Annotated in this window: 27 protein-coding genes; 13 read left to right on the top strand and 14 right to left on the bottom strand. The window is 73.0% G+C overall.

What is annotated here, in order from left to right:
• Positions 1-3: 3 nt before the first annotated feature.
• Positions 4-792, bottom strand: coding sequence for an SDR family NAD(P)-dependent oxidoreductase (locus CCO04_RS10365; protein ID WP_215814068.1), 789 nt, complete (start codon positions 790-792; stop codon positions 4-6).
• A 151-nt stretch (positions 793-943) separates the two neighbouring features.
• On the opposite strand from CCO04_RS10365, the gene CCO04_RS10360 reads away from it, so the two are divergent.
• Positions 944-1,558 carry a TetR/AcrR family transcriptional regulator gene (locus tag CCO04_RS10360; RefSeq protein ID WP_215814067.1) on the top strand — a complete coding sequence of 205 codons (615 nt, stop codon included), beginning with the start codon at positions 944-946 and terminating at the stop codon, positions 1,556-1,558.
• A 3-nt stretch (positions 1,559-1,561) separates the two neighbouring features.
• On the opposite strand, the gene CCO04_RS10355 is transcribed toward CCO04_RS10360, so the two are convergent.
• From CCO04_RS10355 to CCO04_RS10340, 4 genes are all read right to left on the bottom strand, one after another.
• Entirely contained in the window at positions 1,562-2,581 is a 1,020-nt protein-coding gene (locus CCO04_RS10355; protein ID WP_215814066.1) for a DUF4241 domain-containing protein, read from the bottom strand.
• 9 nt (positions 2,582-2,590) lie between these two features.
• Positions 2,591-3,511, bottom strand: coding sequence for an RNA polymerase sigma-70 factor (locus CCO04_RS10350; RefSeq protein WP_215814065.1), 921 nt, complete (start codon positions 3,509-3,511; stop codon positions 2,591-2,593).
• The gene (locus tag CCO04_RS10345; RefSeq protein WP_215814064.1) at positions 3,508-4,098 is read right to left on the bottom strand and encodes a carboxymuconolactone decarboxylase family protein; all 591 of its coding nucleotides are present in this window, start codon (positions 4,096-4,098) and stop codon (positions 3,508-3,510) included. Before CCO04_RS10345 ends, CCO04_RS10350 begins: the two co-directional genes overlap by 4 nt.
• Positions 4,099-4,176: 78 nt before the next feature.
• Positions 4,177-5,145: a GlxA family transcriptional regulator gene (locus CCO04_RS10340; RefSeq protein WP_215814063.1), complete on the bottom strand. Its 969-nt coding sequence runs from the start codon at positions 5,143-5,145 to the stop codon at positions 4,177-4,179.
• Positions 5,146-5,264: 119 nt separating this feature from the next.
• On the opposite strand from CCO04_RS10340, the gene CCO04_RS10335 reads away from it, so the two are divergent.
• Positions 5,265-5,855, top strand: a complete 591-nt coding sequence (locus CCO04_RS10335) for a cysteine hydrolase family protein (RefSeq protein WP_215814062.1) — start codon at positions 5,265-5,267, stop codon at positions 5,853-5,855.
• Between the two features lie 5 nt (positions 5,856-5,860).
• Here CCO04_RS10335 and CCO04_RS10330 read toward each other — a convergent pair whose 3' ends face one another.
• The 3 genes from CCO04_RS10330 to CCO04_RS10320 are packed head-to-tail and all read right to left on the bottom strand — an operon-like array spanning position 5,861 to position 7,695.
• The gene (locus CCO04_RS10330) at positions 5,861-6,466 is read right to left on the bottom strand and encodes a DUF305 domain-containing protein (RefSeq protein WP_215814061.1); all 606 of its coding nucleotides are present in this window, start codon (positions 6,464-6,466) and stop codon (positions 5,861-5,863) included.
• A 52-nt stretch (positions 6,467-6,518) separates the two neighbouring features.
• Entirely contained in the window at positions 6,519-6,914 is a 396-nt protein-coding gene (locus CCO04_RS10325; RefSeq protein WP_215814060.1) for a DUF6153 family protein, read from the bottom strand.
• Complete coding sequence (locus CCO04_RS10320; RefSeq protein WP_215814059.1) at positions 6,904-7,695, bottom strand: hypothetical protein; 792 nt, start codon at positions 7,693-7,695, stop codon at positions 6,904-6,906. Before CCO04_RS10320 ends, CCO04_RS10325 begins: the two co-directional genes overlap by 11 nt.
• A gap of 78 nt (positions 7,696-7,773) precedes the next feature.
• Between CCO04_RS10320 and CCO04_RS10315 the strand changes: the two genes are divergently transcribed.
• Genes CCO04_RS10315 through CCO04_RS10305 form a run of 3 tightly spaced genes read left to right on the top strand, consistent with a single transcriptional unit; the run spans position 7,774 to position 9,763 of the window.
• Entirely contained in the window at positions 7,774-8,166 is a 393-nt protein-coding gene (locus CCO04_RS10315) for an ArsR/SmtB family transcription factor (RefSeq protein WP_374197004.1), read from the top strand.
• Positions 8,163-8,792 carry a cation diffusion facilitator family transporter gene (locus tag CCO04_RS10310; protein WP_215814057.1) on the top strand — a complete coding sequence of 210 codons (630 nt, stop codon included), beginning with the start codon at positions 8,163-8,165 and terminating at the stop codon, positions 8,790-8,792. Before CCO04_RS10315 ends, CCO04_RS10310 begins: the two co-directional genes overlap by 4 nt.
• 41 nt (positions 8,793-8,833) lie before the next feature.
• Entirely contained in the window at positions 8,834-9,763 is a 930-nt protein-coding gene (locus CCO04_RS10305; protein WP_215814056.1) for a cation diffusion facilitator family transporter, read from the top strand.
• 15 nt (positions 9,764-9,778) lie between these two features.
• Here CCO04_RS10305 and CCO04_RS10300 read toward each other — a convergent pair whose 3' ends face one another.
• Positions 9,779-10,618, bottom strand: a complete 840-nt coding sequence (locus CCO04_RS10300; RefSeq protein WP_215814055.1) for a hypothetical protein — start codon at positions 10,616-10,618, stop codon at positions 9,779-9,781.
• Positions 10,619-10,687: 69 nt separating this feature from the next.
• On the bottom strand, positions 10,688-11,353 hold the full coding sequence (leuE, locus tag CCO04_RS10295; RefSeq protein ID WP_215814054.1) for a leucine efflux protein LeuE: 666 nt from the start codon (positions 11,351-11,353) through the stop codon (positions 10,688-10,690).
• Positions 11,354-11,436: 83 nt separating this feature from the next.
• Between leuE and CCO04_RS10290 the strand changes: the two genes are divergently transcribed.
• Positions 11,437-12,036 carry a dihydrofolate reductase family protein gene (locus tag CCO04_RS10290; RefSeq protein ID WP_215814053.1) on the top strand — a complete coding sequence of 200 codons (600 nt, stop codon included), beginning with the start codon at positions 11,437-11,439 and terminating at the stop codon, positions 12,034-12,036.
• 12 nt (positions 12,037-12,048) lie between these two features.
• Here CCO04_RS10290 and CCO04_RS10285 read toward each other — a convergent pair whose 3' ends face one another.
• Both CCO04_RS10285 and CCO04_RS10280 read right to left on the bottom strand, forming a co-directional pair.
• On the bottom strand, positions 12,049-12,762 hold the full coding sequence (locus CCO04_RS10285; protein ID WP_215814052.1) for a cache domain-containing protein: 714 nt from the start codon (positions 12,760-12,762) through the stop codon (positions 12,049-12,051).
• Positions 12,759-13,505 (bottom strand): FadR/GntR family transcriptional regulator, encoded by a 747-nt coding sequence (locus tag CCO04_RS10280; RefSeq protein WP_215814051.1) that lies wholly within the window; start codon positions 13,503-13,505, stop codon positions 12,759-12,761. Before CCO04_RS10280 ends, CCO04_RS10285 begins: the two co-directional genes overlap by 4 nt.
• Before the next feature lie 156 nt (positions 13,506-13,661).
• On the opposite strand from CCO04_RS10280, the gene CCO04_RS10275 reads away from it, so the two are divergent.
• The 5 genes from CCO04_RS10275 to CCO04_RS10255 all read left to right on the top strand — a co-directional run bounded on the left by CCO04_RS10275 (position 13,662) and on the right by CCO04_RS10255 (position 19,268).
• Positions 13,662-14,744, top strand: coding sequence for an ABC transporter ATP-binding protein (locus CCO04_RS10275; RefSeq protein WP_215814050.1), 1,083 nt, complete (start codon positions 13,662-13,664; stop codon positions 14,742-14,744).
• A gap of 55 nt (positions 14,745-14,799) precedes the next feature.
• Positions 14,800-15,981, top strand: coding sequence for an extracellular solute-binding protein (locus tag CCO04_RS10270; protein WP_215814049.1), 1,182 nt, complete (start codon positions 14,800-14,802; stop codon positions 15,979-15,981).
• Between the two features lie 2 nt (positions 15,982-15,983).
• Positions 15,984-16,901, top strand: coding sequence for an ABC transporter permease (locus CCO04_RS10265; RefSeq protein ID WP_215814048.1), 918 nt, complete (start codon positions 15,984-15,986; stop codon positions 16,899-16,901).
• A 163-nt stretch (positions 16,902-17,064) separates the two neighbouring features.
• The gene (locus CCO04_RS10260; RefSeq protein WP_215814047.1) at positions 17,065-17,865 is read left to right on the top strand and encodes an ABC transporter permease; all 801 of its coding nucleotides are present in this window, start codon (positions 17,065-17,067) and stop codon (positions 17,863-17,865) included.
• Positions 17,866-17,924: 59 nt separating this feature from the next.
• Positions 17,925-19,268: an NAD-dependent succinate-semialdehyde dehydrogenase gene (locus CCO04_RS10255; protein ID WP_215814046.1), complete on the top strand. Its 1,344-nt coding sequence runs from the start codon at positions 17,925-17,927 to the stop codon at positions 19,266-19,268.
• A gap of 18 nt (positions 19,269-19,286) precedes the next feature.
• Here the strand turns inward: CCO04_RS10255 and CCO04_RS10250 are convergent, their stop codons facing one another.
• Positions 19,287-19,505: a hypothetical protein gene (locus CCO04_RS10250; protein WP_215814045.1), complete on the bottom strand. Its 219-nt coding sequence runs from the start codon at positions 19,503-19,505 to the stop codon at positions 19,287-19,289.
• Positions 19,506-19,586: 81 nt separating this feature from the next.
• Positions 19,587-19,880: a hypothetical protein gene (locus CCO04_RS10245; protein ID WP_215814044.1), complete on the bottom strand. Its 294-nt coding sequence runs from the start codon at positions 19,878-19,880 to the stop codon at positions 19,587-19,589.
• Positions 19,881-19,990: 110 nt separating this feature from the next.
• Between CCO04_RS10245 and CCO04_RS10240 the strand changes: the two genes are divergently transcribed.
• Together CCO04_RS10240 and CCO04_RS10235 are read left to right on the top strand one after the other, a co-directional pair.
• Entirely contained in the window at positions 19,991-20,734 is a 744-nt protein-coding gene (locus tag CCO04_RS10240) for an LLM class flavin-dependent oxidoreductase (RefSeq protein WP_215814043.1), read from the top strand.
• Positions 20,731-21,111: a nuclear transport factor 2 family protein gene (locus tag CCO04_RS10235; protein WP_215814042.1), complete on the top strand. Its 381-nt coding sequence runs from the start codon at positions 20,731-20,733 to the stop codon at positions 21,109-21,111. Before CCO04_RS10240 ends, CCO04_RS10235 begins: the two co-directional genes overlap by 4 nt.

Genomic DNA, 21,111 nt, shown 5'->3' with positions numbered 1-21,111 from the left:
GGTTCACATCCCCATTCCGCCGTCGACCGACAGGTCGACGCCATTGATGAACTTCGAGCGGTCGGAGGCGAGGAAGACCACGGCCTCGGCGATGTCCTCCTCGGTGGCCAGCCCACCCGACGGCGTGAGCTCGACGACCTGGCCGACGGCGGCGTCGGGTGAGGCGAAGAGCCCCATGCCGGTCAGCTCGTTGGCCAGGCCAGCGCCCATCTCGTTGGGGATCAGGCCCGGCGAGACGCAGTTGACCCGGACGCCGAGCCCGAGCTTGCCGGCCTCCATCGCGGCCACCCGGGTGATCCGGTCGACGGCCGACTTCGACGCCGAGTACTGCGAGAGCGCCGGGAAGGCGATGTGCGCGGCGACCGAGGCGACGTTGATGACCGCACCGCCCTTGCCCGCCGCGCCGCCCGGACCCATGGTGCGGAACGCGTGCTTGATGCCGAGCGAGGTGCCGACGACGTTGACGTCGAAGATCCGCCGCGAGACGTCGGGGTCGAGGTTCACGAACAGCGAAGCGATCTCGATGCCGGCGTTGTTGACGACGATGTCGAGGCCGCCCGTGTGCTCGACGGCGGCGGCGACGCCGGCCGCCCACGAGGCGTCGTCGGTGACGTCGAGGTGGACGAAGTGGCCCCCGACCGCGGCGGCCACCTCCTGACCCTTGTCGTCCTGCAGGTCGCCGACCACGACCGTGGCCCCGGCCGCGGCGAGGTGCTCGGCGAACTTCTTGCCCAGCCCCTGGGCGCCGCCGGTGACGAGCGCCGTGCGCCCGGACAGTTCGGCTTCGGTCATGGTGTGCGACTCCTTCGTCGGTGCTGCGGTGGGTGACGTGGGCCACACAACCCCGTTTCCTTGACGACTGTCAAGACTTCTCTGGACGATCGTCAAGAAAAATCCGGACGATCGTCCAGAAAGCGCCCGGGAGGCGGTAGGGTCGGGCCCCATGACGACAGCGACCGCGCGTCGTACGCCGGCCGACAAGCACGACGAACGGCGGCGTGCCCTCGCCGACTCCGCCCTGCGGACCCTCGGCGAGCTCGGCTACGCCCGCGCCAGCCTGCGCGAGATCGCGAACAACTCCGAGTTCTCCCACGGCGTCGTCCACTACTACTTCCACGACAAGCTCGACCTGATCGTCTACTGCGTGCGCCAGTACAAGGCGACCTGCGTGCACCGCTACGACGGCGTGGTCGCCGACGCGACGAGCGCCGACGAGCTGGTCGCGGCCTTCGCCGACAAGCTCGTCGAGACCGTCGTCGACGAGGCGCCGATGCACCGGCTCTGGTACGACCTGCGCTCCCAGAGCATGTTCGAGGAGAGCCTGCGCGAGGCGGTCCTCCAGATCGACCAGACGCTCGAGGACATGATCTGGCGCGTGGTCAGCACCTACGCCGAGCTCGCCGGCAAGGAGCCGTCGATGACGCCGCACGTCGCCTACGGCCTGCTCGACGGCCTGTTCCAGCAGGCGCTGCTGGGCTACCTGTGCGACCGCGAGGGCGTCCTCGACGACCTGCGTGCCCAGGTGCACCGGCTGATGCCGGTGCTCCTCGCGCCCTGATCCCTAGGCCAGCACCACGAAGTCGAGCACCAGCACGACCGGTGTCCCGCCGGCGTCGACGCCCCAGTACGCCGGGTAGGCGCCGTCGCCCCAACCGGAGTCGGCGACCACGGCGGTGACCCGGTCGTCGTCGCCGAAGGCGTGCCCGCGCACCGCGGGCCGGGCGCGCTCCCGCGCGAGCTGCTCGAGCGCGCGCTCCTTGGCGCGGCGCACCACCGCGGCGTACGACGGGTAGTCGGCCAGGCACAGGTTCCCGGCGTCGACGCCGAAGACGTGGCCGCCCCCGACGACCGTCGCGGGGTGCCAGGCGACCGGCTCTCCGGGCCCGATCACCAGGCGCAGTGCGGCATTGCGCCCGAACGCGGTGCTCACCTCGACCGGGTAGGTGCCCGGCGCGACGGTGCGCGCGAGCGGTCGCGCGTCGTCGTTGTCGTAGCCCAGGTCGACCACCGTGAGCGCGCCGGACGCGGTCGTCAGCGTGCCGGCCGGGCGCACCTCGACGGTCCCCTCGTGGTCGTCGAGCCGGGTCGGACCGGGCCGGAACAGTGCCGCCGGGTCGCGGCGCAGGTCGTCCGGCCCGAGGGGCGCCAGTGGTGCCGTGGGGGAGCAGCCGGCGAGGTGCGCGGCGGCCTCCTCCGGGCCGAGGAAGGGCAGGTCGGGGTCGTCGAGGTAGGTCGCGCAGTGGTCGATCAGCCAGCCCTGCGCGGTCCGGCGCAGGACGTACTCGCGGATGCTGTGGAAGATGTCGTCGACCGCGGCCCGCACCGTGCTGGTGTCACCCTCGGTGTCGACCGCCGTCACCGTCTCGCCGCCGGGCCGGAACGGCGCGGGACGCCCGAAGCTGGTGTCGATCCGGAAGTCCGTGCCGGGGACGAGGTGGTGCTCCTCCAGCGCGGCGAGGGCGGGCAGCCAGTGGGCGAAGCCGTCGACCCCCGGCGTCTCGAAGTGCGGCGCGACCTCCTCCCACCGGGCGAAGTAGTCCGCGACGAACTGCGCGACCCGGGCCTCGGGGCTGGCTGCCATGGCGTCACCCTAGGGGGCGGAATCCCCGGGTTCGGCGGGGGTGGTGGACGCCTCGGTGCGGGTGAGCGGCCACTCCTGGTCGAGCGCGGTGAGCTTGGCCGGGTTGCGGACCGCGAGGATCCGGGTGATCCGGCCCTGCTCGACGACCAGGCTCACCGCGGTGAGCTCGCCGTCGGCGTCGATCAGCGCGGCGGGCGCCCCGTTGAGCCAGGTCGGCGAGATGGTCGCGGTGGGGGCGAGGAGGGCGAAGTTCGCCAGCAGGCGGGCCACCGGCTCCGCCCCGGTCAGCGGCTTGCGGATCGCCTGGGCGACCCCGCCGCCGTCGGCGAGCATGACCACGTCGGGTGCGAGCGCGTCGAGCAGCCCCTGGATGTCGCCGGTCCGCACCGCGCCGAGGAAGCGGTCGACGACGGCCTGCTGCTCGCCGCGCCCGACGTCCTGGCGAGGGCGGCGGGCGGCGACGTGGTTGCGGGCGCGCAGCGCGATCTGGCGTACGGCGGCGGGCGTCTTGCCCACCGCCTCGGCGATCTCGTCGTACGGCATGTCGAAGACCTCGCGCAGCACGAACACCGCCCGCTCAGCGTGCCGGAGCGTCTCGAGCACGGTGAGCATCGCCATCGACACGCTCTCGGCGAGCTCGACGTCGTCGGCGACCTCGGGGGCGGTGAGCAGCGGCTCGGGCAGCCACTCGCCGACGTAGTCCTCGCGCCGGCGGGCCAGCGTGCGCAGCCGGTTGAGCGACTGCCGGGTGACGATCCGGACCAGGTACGCGCGGGCGTCGCGCACCTCGGTCCGGTCGACGTCGGCCCACCGCAGCCAGGTCTCCTGGACGACGTCCTCGGCGTCGGCCGCGGAGCCGAGCATCTCGTAGGCGACGGTGAAGAGCAGGTTGCGGTGGGTGACGAAGGGATCGGCGTCCCGAGAGGTCATGCCGGCGAGCCTACGGTGGGGCGCTCGGCCAGCGGGGCCAGGCCGCAGGCCGACGCGAAGCCCTCGGACTCGATGCCGAGCGCGGTGTTGGAGCGGGTGGTCAGGTTGGCGAACCCGATCACGTTGGTCAGCTCGATCAGCCCGGCCGGCCCGAGCGCGGCAAGCAGCGGCTCGACCATCTCGTCGGTCACCGTCGGGGGCGTCTGGCTCGCCGCCTCGGCGTACTCCAGGACCTGGCGCTCCAGCGGCGAGAACACCGTGGCCGCCCGCCAGTTCGGGACCTGGCGCGCCTTGTCGAGGTCGAGGCCCTTGTCCTTGGCCATGAAGTAGTTGAAGTCGAGGCACCACGAGCAGCCGACGAGCGAGGCGACCGCCATGTGCGCGTAGGTCTTGAGGGTCTCGTCGCAGGTGTCCCACTTCTGCAGCTTCTGGCCGTAGGACATGCTCGCCTTGAGAGCCGGCTGGTGGTGCCACAGCACCCCGATCGACTCCGGCACGCTGCCGAACATCTTGCCGGCGAACTTCTTGACGAGGGCGCCGTAGAGGCCGGTGATCGGGGCGGCGGGGATGCGGGCGGTGCTGGTCATGTCGTCCTCCGTGGTGGTGCTGGTGGGTGGTCGAGCATGAAGACACCGGCCGCGCGCCGCGTGTGACAACCTCCCCCGTCACCCCGGTACGACGGCCCGCGCGGCGAAGTCGGAGCGGTAGCGCGTGGGCGTCACGCCGAGGGCCGCGACGAAGTGGGAGCGCAGCCGCGGCGCGGTGCCGAAGCCGGCGTGACGCGCCACCTCGTCCATCGCGAGGTCGGTGGTCTCGAGCAGGTCCTGGGCGCGCGCGACCCGCTGCGCGACGAGCCACGGATGGACGCTCGTGCCGGTGCGTGCGCGGAACGCGCGGGTGAAGGAGCTGCGGCTCATGCAGGCGTGCGCGGCCAGGTCGTCGATGCCGAGCGGGATGTCGAGCGCGCCGGCGGCCCAGGCCATGGCGCGCGCGACGGCGTCGTCGCCGGGCTCGGGGACCGGCGCCTCGATGTACTGCGCCTGGCCGCCGGCGCGGTGCGGTGCCGCGACGATCCGGCGGGCGACCTGGTTGGCGACGGCCTGGCCGGCCCGCTGGGCCAGGACGTAGAGGCAGGTGTCGACGCCCGCCGTGGCGCCGGCGCCGGTGATCACCGCGCCCGCGTCGACGTACAGCTCCTCGGGGCGCAGGTCGACCTCGGGGAACCGGCGGCGGAACACCGCCTCCCACTTCCAGTGCGTGGTCGCGGCGCGGCCGTCGAGCAGGCCGGCGTCGGCGACGACGAACGAGCCCAGGCACAGCCCGACCACCTGGGCCCCGCGGTCGTGGGCGACCCGGAGCGCGCCGAGGACCGCCTCCGGTGCGGACCGGTGCGGGTCGTGCCACCACGGCATCACCACGATGTCGGCGCGCTCGACGACGTCGAGGCCGTGCTCGACCCCGATCGCGTAGCCGGCCGAGGTCGCCACCGGTCCGGGCCGGACCGCGGCCACGTCGATCGGCCAGGGCTCCATCTCGCCGGCCGGCTCCTCGCCGCCCCAGACCAGGGACGGCACGGACAGGTGGAACGGGCTGATCCCGTCGGCCGCGATGACGGCGACGCGGGGTGCGGGCACCGGGGGCTCCTCTCGGCTCGCGCTCGGCCGATCTCGGCGAGCACTGACCCGATCTGGACTGTTGGGTGCGATTCGGGTCAGCCACCATGGAAGCACCCCATCGACCGAGAGGAAAACCCATGACCTCGATCCCGCTGCGCGCGCTCGACGGCAGCGCCGACGTCCCCGCGACGCTCGCCGAGTCGGCCGTCGTCCTGATCGACTACCAGAACACCTACACGACCGGCGTGATGGAGCTGACCGGCTGGGACCCGGCCCTCGACCACGCCGCCGACCTCCTCGCCCGGGCCCGGGCGGCGGGGGCTCCGGTGATCCACGTGCAGCACGACTCCGGCCCGGGCAGCCCGTACGACATCACGGCGCCGATCGGCCGGATCCACGACCGGGTCGCCCCGGTCGCGGGCGAGGAGGTGGTCACCAAGACCGCGCCCAACTCGTTCGTCGACACCCCGCTCGCCGACCTGATCGCGGCGACCGGACGCCGGCAGGTGGTGCTGGCCGGCTTCATGACCCACATGTGCGTGACCTTCACCGCCGAGGGCACGGCGCTGCGCGGGTACGACCTCACGGTGGTCGCCGACGCCTGCGCGACCCGGGCGCTGCCGAGCGCGGCCGGCGACGTACCCGCGGAGCAGCTCCATGCCGCTGCCCTGGCGACCATCGGCGATGCCTATGGTGCCGTCGTCGGGTCCGCCGCCGACCTGCGGTAGCCGGCTCAGCCCTGGCCGAGCAGCTCCTTCATCGTGGCGATCTCCGCGGCCTGGGCCTCGACGATCGCCTTCGCGAGGGCGACGGCGTCGGCGTACCGGCCGTCGGCCTGCTCGGCGCGGGCCATGGTGATCGCGCCCTCGTGGTGCTCGATCATCATGGTCATCCAGAGCCGCGGGAAGTCCTCGTCGGAGGACTCCTCGAGCTCGGTCATGTCAGCGCCGGACATCATGCCGTCCATGTCGTGACCCGCGTTGGCGTGGTCCATCGCGGTGGCCGGGATGTCCTTGCCCCAGTCGGTGAGCCAGGTCGTCATCGTCTCGACCTCGGGGGTCTGGGCGGCCTGGACCTGGTCGACGAGGGCACGGACCTCCGGCGGCAGCGGACGGTCCTGGGCGAGCAGCGCCATCTGCAGCGCCTGGGCGTGGTGCGGGATCATCGCGGTCGCGAAGGCGACGTCGGCGGCGTTGAAGACGTCGCCGTTGCGGGCGGTCTCGACCGCGGCCGGCTCCTGCTTCGCGTCGTCGGAGTCCGAGCCGCAGGCGGCCAGGCCCAGGGCGAGGGTGATCGCGCCGGTGGCGGAGGCCAGCCGGCGAAGGGTCGTGCGGTGCATTGCTTCTCCTGATGAGGTTGTCGGTGTCGTGCGTGCTGGGGGCGAACCCCGCTCAGCAGCGCTGGACCGACAACCGGAAGAGATCAGGAGGATCGCGGAACCGGGCCGCCCGCGCGATCAGCACCCGCCACCGGGTGGGGGCCGGGCGCAGCGCGAGCAGCGGGCGGCCGCGGCTGAGCAGCCCGGCCGCGAGCCCGGCCGCGGCCAGGACGAGCAGGGCCAGGCAGAGCTCGGCCATGGTGCCGCTGTGGCCGCCGCCGCTCCCGTCGTCGGTCCCGTCGCCGGTCCCGTCGTGGTGACCGGCCATGGTCGCCATGGCCGCCGTCGCCGGCAGCGGCGCGGAGGCGACGCCGTGGTCGGCCATCCCGTGCATCGCGAACAGCCCGGCCAGCGCCGCGAGCGTGACGAGCACCCGGCGCAGCAGCAGACCGCCGTGCTCAGGGCGCATAGTCGAGGCCGAGCCCGGCCATCGCGGCGGCGAGCCGGTCGAGCGCGATCGGGCCGACGCCGTGGAGCGCGGCCAGGTCGGCGCGGCGCCAGCCGCTGACCGCTTCGAGGGTGTGGACGTCGACCGCGCGCAGCGCGCGGGTGGCAGGGGCGCCGATGGTGCGCGGCAACGGCGTGCCCGTACGACGGGGCGCGCGCTCGCGCGGTCCGTCCTCGTGGTCGAGGACGGCCTCGCCGCGGGGCGAGAGGCGGTAGCCGATCGCGAGCGACTCGGTCAGCCCGCGCTCCTTGAGCTTGCGCACGTCCTTCTTGAAGTCGGGCGTCTCGCGGCCCAGCTCGGCAGCGAGGTCGGGGGCGCGGACCTCGGGGTTGCGGTCGATGATGCGCAGCGTGGTCCGGGTCCAGGGGCCGATCGGCGAGGCCGCGTCGAGCCGGTCGAGGCCGGTGAGGATGGTGCCGATCTCGGCCGCGTCGGGGAGGGCCGCGCGCAGCGCCTCGCGGGGATCGGCGCCGCCGTAGGTGAGGCCGACGCGGAAGATCGGGCGCTCCGCCCGGGCCGCGAGCGCCTGCTTGAGCGCGGTGAGCGAGGCGGCGCCGGCCCGGCGGGCGTCCTCGGCCCGGAGCCGGGAGAGGGCGACCTCCTCGACGCTGACCACCTCGACCACGCCGACCGCCGTACGGAGTCGCGTGCCGACCTTGACCCGCGGTCGGTCCCAGCGGCGGAAGGCCAGGTCGACGGTGCCCGCGCGCACGCCCTCGAGCTCGGCCGGTCGCATCATCACGGACCCGAGCATAGGAGGCGGTCGCGAGGCCGGGGGTTGACTCTCGTCGTCGATCGGTGATTACATCGCCACATGGCGATGAATCAGACGGTGGCGGAGCCGACCGTGACGACGGCGGAGAACGAGGCCGACGCGCTCGTCGCGGCCGCGTGCCTGCTGCACGGGCTCAGCGATCCCAACCGGCTCGCGATCCTGCAGCACCTCGCCCTGGGCGAGCACCGGGTCGTCGACCTCACCGCCCACCTCGGCCTCGCCCAGTCGACGGTCTCCAAGCACCTGGCCTGCCTGCGCGACTGCGGGCTGGTCGTCTCGCGCCCCAGCGGCCGGGCCTCGGTGATCTCGCTGGCCCACCCCGAGCTGACCCGCGACATCCTGCGCGCCGCCGAGCGGCTGCTGGCGGCGACCGGCTCGGCCGTCGTGCTGTGCGAGAACTTCGGTCCCGCCGCGCTGCACACCCTGGACGAGCAGTGACGCTCACCATCGGCCCCGCGCCGTCGCTCCCCGACCCCCGCCTGGTCCGCCGGGCGCGGCTGCTGGCCGCGTCCTCGGTGAGCTACAACGTCGTCGAGGCGGTGATCGCGGTCAGCGCCGGCCTGGTCGCCGGCTCGGTCGCGCTCGTCGGCTTCGGCCTCGACTCGATGGTCGAGGTGTCGAGCGGACTGGTGGTGCTGTGGCAGTTCCGGCACCCCTTCCCGGCCTCGCGCGAGCGGACGGCGCTGCGCCTGATGGCGCTCTCCTTCTTCGCCCTCGCGGCGTACGTCGGCGTCGAGTCCACGCGCGCCCTGGTCGGCGGGCACGAGCCCGACCCGTCCACGGTCGGCATCGTGCTGGCCGCGGTGTCGCTGGCCGTGATGCCGTTCCTGTCCTGGGCCCAGCGCCGGACCGGCCGGGCGCTCGGCTCCGCCGCCGTCGTCGCCGACGGCACCCAGACCCTGCTCTGCACCTGGCTCTCCGCCGCCCTCCTCGCCGGCCTGCTCCTCAACGCGCTGCTCGGCTGGACCTGGGCCGACCCGGTCGCCGGGCTGGTGATCGCGGCGGTCGCGGTCCGCGAGGGCATCCAGGCCTGGCGCGGCGAGGGCTGCTGCGCCACCTGCTGAACCCAGCACGCACCACAGACGACGGACGAGAGGGAAGAGACGTGGGAGTCGGACACGGTCACGGACACCAGGCAGGTGCCGCCGGGACGAGCGGTCATGCCGGAGCACGCCACCGCTGGCGGCTGGCGGTCTCCTTCGGCCTGATCGCGACGTTCTTCGTCGTCGAGCTGGTCGTGGGCATCATCAGCGGCTCGCTCGCGCTGATCTCGGACGCCGGCCACATGGCCGCCGACGTGGTCGCGCTCGGCGCCGCGCTGGTCGCGACCAAGATCGCGACCCGGGCCGACAGCAGCGGACGGCGTACCTACGGCTCCTACCGGGCCGAGGTCTTCGCCTCTGGTCTGGCGGTGCTGATGATGCTCGGCGTTGCCGCCTACGTCGTGGTCGAGGCGATCGGCCGGATCGGCGACTCCCCGGACGTCGAGACCGGCCCGATGCTCGTCGTCGGCTTCCTCGGCCTGGTCGTCAACGTCATCGCGCTCCTGCTGCTGCGCAGCGGCGCGAAGGACTCCCTCAACGTCAAGGGCGCCTACTTCGAGGTCATCGCCGACACCGCCGGCAGCGTCGGCGTCATGGTCGCCGGCGGCCTGATCCTGCTGACCGACAACAGCATCTGGGACACCGTGGTCGCCTTCGCGATCGGCGCCTTCGTCGCGGTCCGGGCGGTCATGCTCGGCCGCGAGGTGCTCGCGGTCCTCGGCCAGCACGTCCCCGCGGGCCTCGACATCGACGAGGTGACCGGCGCGCTCGGCGGGCTCGACGGCGTCCGCGACGTCCACGACCTGCACGCCTGGACGCTGACCTCCGGCATGAACGTCGCCACCGCGCACCTGGTGCTCCTCGACGGTGCCGACGGGGCCGGCGTCCTGCGCGAGGGGCAGGTGCTGCTGCGCGAGCGGTTCCAGATCGAGCACGCCACGCTGCAGATCGAGGGGCACCGCTCCGCGGCCTGCGACGCCGTCACCTGGTAGCGGCCGGGCCGGTCCTCACCACTCCCAGCGGGCGTCGATGCGGCCCGGGCCGAAGGCGGTCTGGCGCTCCATCAGGCTGCGCCCGCCGGCCAGCTCGACCGGCCACTCGTAGCCGGCGCCGTCCTCGGTGAACCCGAGCCAGCACCGCCGGGGCAGGCAGTCGGGGTGGAAGCGCACCCAGAGCAGCGCCTCCTCGAGGGCCGATCCCGTCGCCAGGCTGTAGGACGTGTCGAGGTCCAGCCCGCGGTGGGTGAGCTCGATCTCGGTGACCACCTGCTCGTCGCGCGCCAGGGGCCGGTCGAACAGCAGCTCCAGCGACTGGATGCCGCCCTCGAGCTGGGTGCTCTCGCCGGTCCGGCAACCGCCCAGGGCCCGGACCACGAGGTCATCGGTCCCGGGGTCGCCGTGGTAGTAGAGCGTCTCCTTCTCCACCCCGTCGCGCGTCGCGACCAGCACCGTGCGTGCCACGGCCGAGGCGATCTCGCGGTGCGCCCCGACGTCCACGACGATGTGGGCCGAGGCCCGGAACAGGAACGACTCGCTCTGGAGGGGCTCGCTGGTCTCCACGCCGACGAGGTCGTTGAACGGCACCGCGTCGAGCGTCTTCCGCTGCAGGGTGCTGGGGATCCGGCCGAGCAGGTCGCCCTCGTCGAGCCCGAGGATCGCCTCCAGCTCGGGGATGGCCTCGAGCGACGTCTGGCGCTGCGGCATCCGCTGCCCCGAGCGCCAGTACGACAGCGCGGACAGCGAGACCGAGTGCCCGCGGTCCGTCAGCCGCTCGCGCAGGTCGGCCAAGGTGGCGCCGCGGCGCTCCATCGCCGCCGCCATGACCTCGCCGAAGCTGTCCGTGTCCATGCGTTCCCCCCCCGGAGGAGGTGTCCCCCCGAGGCACGCTCGGCAAACGCCGCGGGCTCAGCCGCGGGCTCAGCCGTGGGCCAGCGACAGCTTGACCGCGAACCCGAGGAACACCGCGCCGACCGCCGAGGTCGCGCCCGCCGAGAGCACCTTGCGGCGCCGGAAGGCCGCCGCGAGGCGGGTGCCGAAGAAGATCAGCGCGCTCAGGTAGGCCACGCTCGCGACCTGGGCGAGCGTGCCCAGGACCAGGAACGACAGCGCCGGGTGGGCGTAGGCCGGGTCGACGAACTGCACGAAGAAGGCGACGAAGAACAAGATCGCCTTGGGGTTGAGCAGGCTGATCACCAGGGCCCGGCGGTAGGGCCGCTCGCCCGGGGTGGCCGGCGCCGCGGCGTCGGCGGCATCGGCCGCCACCTCCGCGACGGTACGCCGCGAGCGCCAGGTCGCCAGCGCCCCGCGCAGCATGGTGAAGGCCAGCCAGCCGAGGTAGGTCGCGCCCGCGAACTTCACGATCGAGAAGGCGAGGTCGTTGGCCTTGAGCAACGAGGCGACACCCGCCGCGGACAGCGTCATCAGCACCGCGTCGCCGGTCCACACGCCGGCAGCGGCGCGGTAGCCGTCGCGGGCACCGCGGCGGGCCGCCACGGAGAGGACGTAGAGCGAGTTGGGGCCGGGCAGCAGGATGATCAGGATCAGCCCGACGAGGTACGTCGAGAGGTCGGTGATGCCCAGCACGCGGTCGATCCTCCCACGCAGGTGCCCCGGTCTCCCAGTCGTTTTTGCGATGAGTCCGGGCCCGTCCGGCGGTCCACCCCCTCATGAGCATCGTGACTGCGGACCTCACCACCTCCGCCGACGGCTTCGGCGCCGCCGCCGACCAGACCCTCGAGCACCCCTTCGGCTCGATCGACCAGGGCCGGATGCACGGCTGGATGTTCGACCACGCCGAGGACAACGCCGACGAGGTCGCCGGGATCCTCGACGCCGGCGCGTTCGTCATGGGGCGCAACATGTTCAGCCCCGACCGCGGGCCCTGGGACCTCGCCTGGCGCGGCTGGTGGGGCGAGGAGCCGCCGTACCGGGCGCCGGTGTTCGTGCTGACCCACCACGAGCGGGAGCCGCTGGAGATGTCCGGCGGCACCACCTTCCACTTCGTCACCGACGGCCCGGCCGCCGCGCTGGAGCGGGCGCGCGAGGCGGCGGGGGAGCGCAACGTGTCGATCGCCGGCGGGGCCGGCACGGTCAACACCTACCTCGCGGCGGGCGCGATCGACGAGCTGCGCGTGCACGTGGCGCCGTTCGTCTCCGGGCTGACCACGGGGTCCCGGCTCTTCGCGGGGCTGCCGGCGCTCGACCTGGTGCCGGTCTCGGCGCGGAGCACGCCGTACGTCACGCACCTGGTCTACGGCCGGGCCTAATCCGGCCGGGCCTCAGTCGTCGAGGGCGACCACGGCGAGCGGCAGGTCGCCGATCCGCTGGTCGGCGGGCAGGGTCGCGAGGTCGACGCCGTCGAGCAGGTCGCCGCACAGGTGCCGGCCGCTGTTGCTGGACAGGATCCGGCCGAAGCTGTTGACCACCGCGATCCGGGTGTCGGCGCTGCGCAGGGCGGGCAGCAGCGCCTGCTCGGCGTTCTTGACCGCGATGTCGGCGCCCGCCACCCCGCAGAACCGACCCTCGACGAGGACCGGGGCGGTGAAGGTGAGGGTGTACTCCTCGGTGCAGAGGTAGTCGACGTAAGGCCCGGTCACGTGGGTCCGCCCGGTGTCGCGGGGCACGACGTACCAGGGCAGGTGCTCGTAGTCGTAGAACCCGATCGCCTGGGGCTCGGAGTGGGTGAGCAGGCGCTGCGGGCGGCCGTCGGGGGCGCGGGCGAACCACTCGAGCCACCACTCCGCGTCGCCGAGCAGGTTCGGGGCGGCGACGAAGCCGGCGCCCTGGACGGGCTGCCCGGCGTCGGCGAGCACGGGGACGACGAGCGGCTCGACGACGGCGAGGTCGCTGCGCCGCGGCCCGGGGCGCGGGGCCCGGGCGAGGGCGGGGGCCACCGCCTCGGCGATCCGGTCGGCGAGGCCGAGGGCGTGGGTGGCGAGCCCGGTGACGGCGTCCGCCACGCGGGTCACGTCGGTCAGGGTCGGTGCGGTCATGAGGCAGCCTCGCTCAGCTGGTAGTCGATGAGGCGGGCGGTGGAGTCGGCCACCCGCTGCTCGGCCGCCTCGCGGGCGGCGTGGGGATCGCGGTCGGCGATGGCCGCCACGACGGCCCGGCAGCTGCGGACCATCTGGGCGTGGCTGTCGTCGTCGCCGAAGGCGAGCCAGAGAAGGGTGCCGAACTCCGCCTGGAGCGTGACCTCCTCGTGGTAGAGCCGCGGCGACTGGGCGGCCGCCGCGACCTCGATGTGGAACTGCGCGTCGGCCCGGCGCCGGGCGTCCGGCTTGACGGCGTCGGCGAGGACGACGGCGACCCGGTGCAGCCGGTCGACGTCGTCGGGGCTGGAGCGGCGCGCGGCGAGGGCCGCGCTGGCGCCGCAGATGGCGGCGTAGACGTCGCCGAGGTCGCGCAGCTCACCGAGGCTGAAGCCGTCGAGCCGGCGCCGGGCGAGGTGGCTGATGCCGTCCTCGGGGGTGCGCACGAAGCTGCCGCCGCCGCGTCCCCGGCGGGTCTCGATGAGCCCCTCGGAGCGCAGCACCGAGAGCGCCTCGCGCACGGTGACGGTGGAGACGCCGAAGATCCCGGCGAGGTCGAGCTCACCGGGCAGCTGCTCGGCATCGGGGAGCAGGCCGAGCGCGATCGCGTCGGTGAGCCGCCGGACGACGAGCTCCGAGCGACTGAGCGACTCCAGCGGTGAGAACACCGCTGCTGATGCGCGTCCGTAGAACGGCACGGCCACCGTTTCCCCTCCTGTCCCGAGCCCCCGGGTCGGGGCTCGACGAGCGCGGACCGGGTCTCGATCCGGGTCCATCTTGCCCGACCCTCTTGTGCTTTGAACTCTGAAGTCATATGTTATCGCACCATCCACCCCGGATGAGACGAAAGGCACACTGTGATGTCACCCTCGACCAGCGCTCCCGTCGAGGCGGACGAGGTCGTCGAGGTCCCCGCGATCTCGGTTCGCGGCCTGCGCAAGACGTTCGGCAACGTCACCGCGGTCGACCACGTCGACATCGACATCGCCAACGGCGAGTTCTTCTCGATGCTCGGGCCCTCCGGCTCCGGCAAGACCACGGTGCTGCGGATGATCGCGGGCTTCGAGGCCCCGACCGCCGGCACGATCCGGCTCGACGGGACCGACGTGACCCGCAGCGCTCCCTTCGAGCGCGACGTGCACACGGTCTTCCAGGACTACGCGCTCTTCCCGCACATGAGCGTGCTCGACAACGTCGGCTACGGCCTGCGGGTGCGCGGCATGGGCAAGAAGGAGCGCCGCGAGCGGGCCGGCCAGGCGCTCGACAAGGTCCGGCTCGGCCACCTCGGCGACCGCCGCCCGAGCCAGCTCTCCGGCGGCCAGCGCCAGCGGGTCGCGCTCGCCCGGGCGATCGTCCTGGAGCCGCGGGTGCTGCTCCTCGACGAGCCCCTCGGCGCGCTCGACCTCAAGCTGCGCGAGCAGATGCAGGTCGAGCTCAAGCAGCTCCAGCGCGACCTCGGCATCACCTTCGTGTTCGTCACCCACGACCAGGAGGAGGCGCTCACCCTCAGCGACCGGATCGCCGTCTTCGACGCCGGCCGGATCCAGCAGCTCGGCACCCCGCGCGAGATCTACGAGAACCCCGCCTCGGCGTACGTCGCCGGCTTCGTCGGGACGACGAACCTGCTCGACGCCGCGACCTCCCAGCGCCTCCTCGGCACGGCCGAGGAGCACGCGGTCCGCCCCGAGCGGCTCCGCCTGTCCGCCGCCTCCGACACCGCGCCGGCCGAGCCCGGCGAGGTCCGTCTCGACGCGACGGTCGTCGAGACCATCTACCTCGGCACCGGCAACCGGGTGCACCTGCGCACCGCCGACGGCGTCGAGCTCGTCGCGCTCGAGCAGTCCACCGGCGCCGCCGCCGGTCACGAGGTCCGTGGGGACCGGGTGACCGTCCGGTTCGCCCGCGCGGACGTCGTCCGCCTCACCGCCGCGTCGGGCTCCTGACCCGGCCTTCCAGCTCCCTCCCCTCCAGCAACCCAACGAGAAAGCGGAGAACCCGATGAAAACCACCCTCCGACGCGGCCGTGTGGCCGCGGCGTGCCTGACCCTGCTGTCGGTCTCCGTGCTGTCGGCCTGCGGCAGCGGCGACAGCGACAAGAAGACCGAGGCCGTCGAGAAGCTCGGCAAGACCGAGGGCCAGGTCTCGATCCTGGCCTGGCCCGGCTACGTCGAGGACGGCAGCAACGACCCCAAGGTCGACTGGGTCTCCGCCTTCGAGAAGGACACCGGCTGCCAGGTGACGAGCAAGGTCTACGGCACCTCCGACGAGGCGCTCAACCTCGCCAAGTCCGGTGAGTACGACGTCATCGCCGCCTCCGGCGACCTGTCGCTGCGGCTGATCGCCTCGGACGAGGCCCAGCAGATCAACACCGACCTGGTCCCCAACTACAAGAACGTCTTCGACTTCCTCAAGGACACCGAGTGGAACTCGGTGGACGGCAAGAACTACGGCGTCCCCCACGGCTACGGCGCCAACCTGCTCATGTTCAACAAGAAGGACTTCCCCGAGGCGCCGACCTCGTGGGGCGCGGTCTTCGAGAAGGACCAGCTCGCCAAGAACAAGGGCAAGGTCACGGCGTACGACTCGCCGATCTACATCGCCGACGCCGCGCTCTACCTGATGAAGACGCAGCCCGACCTCGAGATCACGAACCCCTACGCGCTCGACGCGGACCAGCTCGCCGCGGCGACCGCGCTGCTCAAGGAGCAGCGCCAGTACGTCGGCGAGTACTGGTCGGACTACCTCAAGGAGGTGCAGGCCTTCGAGACCGGCAACTCGGTCGTCGGCACCACCTGGCAGGTGATCAAGAACAGCATCGAGAACAAGGACGTCGAGGTCACCCTGCCCACCGAGGGCGCGACCGCGTGGAACGACACCTGGATGCTGTCGTCGCAGGCGAAGAACCCCAACTGCGCCTACAAGTGGATGGACTACATCCTCAGCCCCAAGGCCAACGCGCAGGCGACCGAGTACTTCGGCGAGGCGCCCAACAGCCCGCAGGCCTGCGCCGAGACGACCGACCCGAAGCACTGCGACACCTTCCACGCCGGTGACGAGGAGTACGCCAAGCAGCTCTGGTTCTGGCGCACCCCGATCAAGAAGTGCCTCGACGGCCGTACCGACGTGGAGTGCACCGACTACGCCCAGTGGACCCAGGCGTGGACGGAGATCAAGGGCTGATCATGGCCACCACCGACGTCACCGACGCCCGGCCCGACCAGGCCCCGGCCCCCGCACTGCGGGGGCCGGTGGCCCGGCCGGGGTCCCGGCTGCTGCACCGCTGGGTGTGGCTGCGCCTGAGCCTCCTGCTCTCCGCGCCCCTCGCCTGGATGCTCCTCGTGTACGTCGTCGCGCTCGCGGCGCTGCTGGTCACCTCGCTGTGGTCGGTGGACAGCCTCAGCAGCGAGATCGACCGCACCTGGACGCTCGACAACTTCCGCACGCTCCTCGACAACGAGGTCTACCGCAAGGTCGCGCTGCGCACCGTCGGCGTCGCCGCCGCGGTCACCGTCATCGACGTCGCGATCGCGCTGCCGATCGCCTTCTACATGGCCAAGGTCGCCTCCCCGCGGGCGCGGCGGATGCTCGTCGTCGCGGTGCTCACGCCGCTGTGGGCGAGCTACCTGGTCAAGGTCTTCGCCTGGCGCGTCGTCCTCTCCGAGGGCGGCCTGGCCGAGTGGAGCCACCTCGGCTCGCCCGGCTACGGCCTCACCGCGGTGATCATCGCGCAGTCCTACATCTGGCTGCCCTACGTCATCCTGCCGATCTTCGCGGCGCTGGAACGGGTCCCCGACTCGCTGCTCGAAGCGGCCGGCGACCTCGGCGCCCCGAGCCGGATGGTCGTGCGCACCGTCGTCCTCCCGCTGCTGGTCCCCGGCATCGTGGCCGGCGCGATCTTCAGCTTCTCGCTGACCATGGGCGACTACATCACCGTCAACATCGTGGGCGGCGCGAGCCAGATGCTCGGCAACCTGATCTTCATCAACGCCGGTGCGGCCAACAACCTGCCGCTCGCCGCGGCCATCGCGATGATCCCGATCGTGGTGATGCTCGTGCTGCTGACCGCCATCCGTCGTACGGGCGCACTGGAGAACATGTAGTGGTCATCTCCACAAGCTCGCCGTGCGGCCCGCGCCCCGGGCACGCACCTGGCCGCGTTGGCGTCGCTCCACAGACAACCCGGCATGCCACCGCTCCGCCGCCTTGCCATGCACGCACCCGGAGCACGGGCCGCCCCCACCGACCTTCCGGAGATGACCACTCATGACCCTGAGCCGCACCACCCGGCGCCTGCTCGCCGGCCTCACGTTCGCCGTCCTGGCGCTGATCTACCTGCCGCTGCTCGTGGTGGTCGTCAACTCGGTCAACCCGAGCCAGTCGATGACCTGGCCGCCCGACGGCGTCACCTTCGAGTGGTGGCGCCGGGCCGCGCACAGCGCCGGTGCCCGGGACGCGCTGGTGACCAGCCTCCAGGTGGCCGTCATCGCGACGGCGCTCGCGCTGGTCCTCGGCACCCTGCTCGCCCTGGCGCTGCAGCGCTACTCGTTCTTCGGCAAGCACTCGGTCAACCTGCTGGTGATCCTGCCGATCGCGCTGCCGGGCGTGGTCACCGGCATCGCGCTCAACAACGGCTTCAAGGGGATCCTCGGCGTCGACCTGTCGCTGTGGACGATCGTCGTGGCGCACGCGACGTTCTGCATCGTGACCGTCTTCAACAACGTGCAGGCGCGGTTGCGCCGGATGGGGACGAGCCTCGAGGAGGCCTCGGCCGACCTCGGCGCGGGGGTGCTGACGACGTTCCGGCTGATCACGCTGCCGCAGCTGCGCTCGGCATTGCTGGCGGGTGGCATGCTTGCCTTCGCGCTCAGCTTCGACGAGATCATCGTGACGACCTTCACGGCCGGCAACGGTGCCACCACCCTCCCGATCTGGATCCTGAACAACATGTTCCGTCCCAACCAGGCCCCCGTGGTCAACGTGGTCGCGGTGGTCCTGATCGTGTTCTCGATCATCCCGGTGTGGTTGGCCCAGCGCCTGTCCTCGGACGTCGAGGCCGCCCGCTGAACGCAGCACCACCCCGCACGTACGCACCGCCCGCTCAGACCTTCCCGAAGGAGCACCCCATGACCGAGTACGCCGTCCGCAACCCCGCCACCGGTGAGCTGGTGGAGACCTTCCCGACCGCGACCGACGCCCAGGTCGGCGCCGCGGTCGACGCCGCCAGCGCGGCCTACGACAGCTGGGGCCGGACCTCGAGCGTGGCCGAGCGTGCCGCGCTCATCCGCCGCGTCGCCGAGCTCCACCGCGAGCGCCGTACCGAGCTCGCCGCGGCGATGACCGAGGAGATGGGCAAGGCGCCGGCCGACGCCGAGGGCGAGGTCGACTTCTCGGCCGCGATCTACGACTTCTACGCCGACAACGCCGAGAAGTTCCTCGCCGACGAGTCGATCGACCTGCTCGACGGCACCGGCACCGCGGTCATCAAGCGCTCGCCCGTCGGCGTGCTGCTGGGGATCATGCCGTGGAACTACCCGGTCTACCAGATCGCCCGCTTCGCCGGCCCCAACCTCACCACCGGCAACACGATCGTGCTCAAGCACGCGCCCCAGTGCCCGCGCTCGGCCGCGATCCAGGAGCAGATCTTCCGCGACGCCGGCTACCCCGAGGGTGCCTACGTCAACGTCTACGCCACCAACGACCAGATCGCCGACGTCATCGCCGACCCGCGGGTCCAGGGTGTCTCGCTGACCGGCTCCGAGCGGGCCGGTGCGGCCGTCGCCGAGATCGCCGGGCGCCACCTCAAGAAGGTCGTCCTCGAGCTCGGTGGCTCCGACCCCTTCATCCTGCTCTCCAGCGACGACCTCGACGCCACCGTCGAGGCCGCCGTCGCCGCCCGCCTCGAGAACACCGGCCAGGCCTGCAACGCCGGCAAGCGCTTCGTCGTCGTCGACGACCTGTACGACGACTTCGTCGCCCGCTTCACCGACGCCCTGCTCGCCGCCTCGCCCGGCTCGCCGCTCTCGTCCCAGACCGCCGCCGACAACCTGGCCCGCCAGGTCGACGAGGCCGTCGCCGGCGGCGCCTCGCTCGCCACCGCGGGCGAGCGCCAGGGCGCGTTCTTCCCGACCGGCGTGCTCTCGGGCATCGAGACCGGCAACCCGGCGTACCGCCAGGAGCTGTTCGGCCCGGTCGCCATGGTCTTCCGCGCCAGCGACGAGGACGACGCCGTACGGATCGCCAACGACACGCCCTACGGCCTCGGCTCCTACGTCTTCACCACCGACGCCGCCCAGGCCGAGCGCGTCGCCGACCGGATCGACGCGGGCATGGTCTTCGTCAACGGAGTGGGCCTCGAGGGCGCCGAGCTGCCCTTCGGCGGCATCAAGCGCTCGGGCTTCGGCCGCGAGCTGGGCCGCTTCGGCATGGAGGAGTTCGTCAACAAGAAGATGATCCGCACCAACGGCTGATCGTCACCGCACCGGACCTCAGCCCGCGGTCGGGTACGCCGCCCGCCAGCCCTGGCTCAGCACGTCGAGCAGGCCGGGGACGTCCTCGGCCGCGAGCTGGAAGGTCCCGGTGCACACGTTGTCGCGCCACAGCGACAGCACCACCACCTCGGCCTCCGTGTGCCAGCTGACCCGGAGCGCGCGACCGTCGCCGCGGGCGTCGAGGTAGGCGTCGCCCGCGCGGGGGAGAGGCTGCACCCGTCGCGTCCGCACCGCCCCATCATGCGTCGGACCGGGCCGCCTTGTCACCGGATCCGGCGCAGCCGCCGGTCCGCCCGCTCAGCCCAGGCCCTGGTGCGCCGCCCACAGCTCGCCGGCCCGTCCTGCGGCCGCGGCCACCAGGGCGGCGAGCTCGGGCCGGTCCGGGACCGGGAACGAGACGTAGGCGCCCCGCCCGCCCGCGACCGGGCGGCCGTAGGCCTTCGCGGCGAGGCGGCCGTCGGGCAGCAGCCGGACGTTGAGCGTGAGGAGCACGAACTCCTCGTCGCGCCGTACGTCGGTCCAGCGGAGGTCCTCCGGGATCGTCACGTTGATCGCCAGGGCACTGACCTCGGGGGCGGTCGCGTCGCTCACCCGGGTGATCGTGCCAGGCCGCGGCCGGTGTTGCACGGACGTCAACGACGCTGGGCCGCGGGGGCCGCGCGTCCTTAGGTTCACTGCCACGGCACGGCAGGAGGACCGGGATGAGATTCGGCGTCAGCACCCACGGGCACGGCGCGGCGGCGACGCAGGTCGTGGTCGCGGCGCGGCTCGCGGCGCAGGCCGGGTTCGACACGGTCGGCGTGGCCGGGCCGAGTGCGGACGTGGTCGCCTCGTGGATCGCGGCGACCACGACCCGGGTCCGGATCCGCGCGGCGCTGGGTGCCGCCGTACCGGCGGACCCGCACCGGTGGGCCACCATCGACGCCCTCTCCGGCGGCCGCCTCGACCTCGCCGCCGAGGACCCCGCCGTCCTCGCGGCGCTCGGCCGGGCCTGGGCCGACAGCACCGAGCCGCTGCTGCCGGTGCAGAGCCCGCACCCGCCCCTCGCCCTCGCCGGCGACCCCGTCCGGGCCGGACGGCACCGGCTGCCGCTGTACGCCGTCGTCGAGGACGACCGTGCCGGGGACCTGGTGGACGCCTACCGCCAGGCCTGGGACGCCGGCCGGCCGCTGTCCGGTGTCGCGCCCTCGGGCGACCTGACGATCGCGCTCCCGGTGCCGGACGCCTCCGCCGCGCTCCTCGCGAGCGTCGCGCACCTGGCGACGCTGGGTGTCGCCGAGCTGACCTGGCGCCTCGAGCCCGGCGACGAGAGCCGGCGGATCGCCGCCCTGGCCGCCCACCTCCCGGTGCTGCGCGCGGAGGCGGAGCGCCGGCACCCGTCCGTGTCCGGCGGTCCCGCCGGAGCGACGCCTCCCTTCCCGCTGCCCGATCGGAGCCTGCGATGAGCCACGAGCCGAACCCCCAGCCGGACGAGCTGCACGACCTGGTCCGCCGCCTGGAGGACGCGCTGCGCACCGGTGACCTCGCCGCCGTCGCGGCGCTGTGCGACCCGGACCCGTCGATCACGTTCTACGACGTCGACGGCCACCTCTACCGCGGCGCCCGGCACTGGGCCCGGCGTCCGCCGCTGCCCGAGGGGCGGCCCCGGCTCGACGACGTCGCCCCGGAGGTCACCGTCCGCGGCCCCCTCGCGCTCGTCACCTGGAGCGGCGCCGAGATCGCCCGCGCCACCGCGCTCGTCGTCCGGCGCCCAGGCGGCTGGCGCGTCGTCCACCTGCACCACTCGCCCGCGACCCCCGGCCCTCGGCCGGGCAACATCTGA

The sequence above is a fragment of the Pimelobacter sp. 30-1 genome (genome assembly GCF_018831735.1).
In the GTDB taxonomy this organism is placed as follows: Bacteria; Actinomycetota; Actinomycetes; order Propionibacteriales; family Nocardioidaceae; genus Nocardioides.
The sequence above is the reverse complement of the archived record's forward strand: the minus strand, read 5'-3'. Positions and strand labels throughout refer to the sequence as shown.

Excerpts from the sequence above, each read along its gene's own strand:
- CCO04_RS10270 (WP_215814049.1), top strand. The coding sequence starts at position 14,800 with ATGAAAACCACCCTCCGACGCGGCCGTGTGGCCGCGGCGTGCCTGACC.
- CCO04_RS10360 (WP_215814067.1), top strand. The coding sequence starts at position 944 with ATGACGACAGCGACCGCGCGTCGTACGCCGGCCGACAAGCACGACGAA.
- CCO04_RS10300 (WP_215814055.1), bottom strand. The coding sequence starts at position 10,618 with ATGGACACGGACAGCTTCGGCGAGGTCATGGCGGCGGCGATGGAGCGC.
- CCO04_RS10325 (WP_215814060.1), bottom strand. The coding sequence starts at position 6,914 with ATGCGCCCTGAGCACGGCGGTCTGCTGCTGCGCCGGGTGCTCGTCACG.
- CCO04_RS10265 (WP_215814048.1), top strand. The coding sequence starts at position 15,984 with ATGGCCACCACCGACGTCACCGACGCCCGGCCCGACCAGGCCCCGGCC.
- CCO04_RS10260 (WP_215814047.1), top strand. The coding sequence starts at position 17,065 with ATGACCCTGAGCCGCACCACCCGGCGCCTGCTCGCCGGCCTCACGTTC.
- CCO04_RS10350 (WP_215814065.1), bottom strand. The coding sequence starts at position 3,511 with ATGACCTCTCGGGACGCCGATCCCTTCGTCACCCACCGCAACCTGCTC.
- CCO04_RS10275 (WP_215814050.1), top strand. The coding sequence starts at position 13,662 with ATGTCACCCTCGACCAGCGCTCCCGTCGAGGCGGACGAGGTCGTCGAG.
- CCO04_RS10285 (WP_215814052.1), bottom strand. The coding sequence starts at position 12,762 with ATGACCGCACCGACCCTGACCGACGTGACCCGCGTGGCGGACGCCGTC.
- CCO04_RS10240 (WP_215814043.1), top strand. The coding sequence starts at position 19,991 with ATGAGATTCGGCGTCAGCACCCACGGGCACGGCGCGGCGGCGACGCAG.
- CCO04_RS10290 (WP_215814053.1), top strand. The coding sequence starts at position 11,437 with ATGAGCATCGTGACTGCGGACCTCACCACCTCCGCCGACGGCTTCGGC.
- CCO04_RS10365 (WP_215814068.1), bottom strand. The coding sequence starts at position 792 with ATGACCGAAGCCGAACTGTCCGGGCGCACGGCGCTCGTCACCGGCGGC.
- CCO04_RS10345 (WP_215814064.1), bottom strand. The coding sequence starts at position 4,098 with ATGACCAGCACCGCCCGCATCCCCGCCGCCCCGATCACCGGCCTCTAC.
- CCO04_RS10315 (WP_374197004.1), top strand. The coding sequence starts at position 7,774 with ATGAATCAGACGGTGGCGGAGCCGACCGTGACGACGGCGGAGAACGAG.
- CCO04_RS10255 (WP_215814046.1), top strand. The coding sequence starts at position 17,925 with ATGACCGAGTACGCCGTCCGCAACCCCGCCACCGGTGAGCTGGTGGAG.
- CCO04_RS10330 (WP_215814061.1), bottom strand. The coding sequence starts at position 6,466 with ATGCACCGCACGACCCTTCGCCGGCTGGCCTCCGCCACCGGCGCGATC.
- CCO04_RS10235 (WP_215814042.1), top strand. The coding sequence starts at position 20,731 with ATGAGCCACGAGCCGAACCCCCAGCCGGACGAGCTGCACGACCTGGTC.
- CCO04_RS10335 (WP_215814062.1), top strand. The coding sequence starts at position 5,265 with ATGACCTCGATCCCGCTGCGCGCGCTCGACGGCAGCGCCGACGTCCCC.
- CCO04_RS10355 (WP_215814066.1), bottom strand. The coding sequence starts at position 2,581 with ATGGCAGCCAGCCCCGAGGCCCGGGTCGCGCAGTTCGTCGCGGACTAC.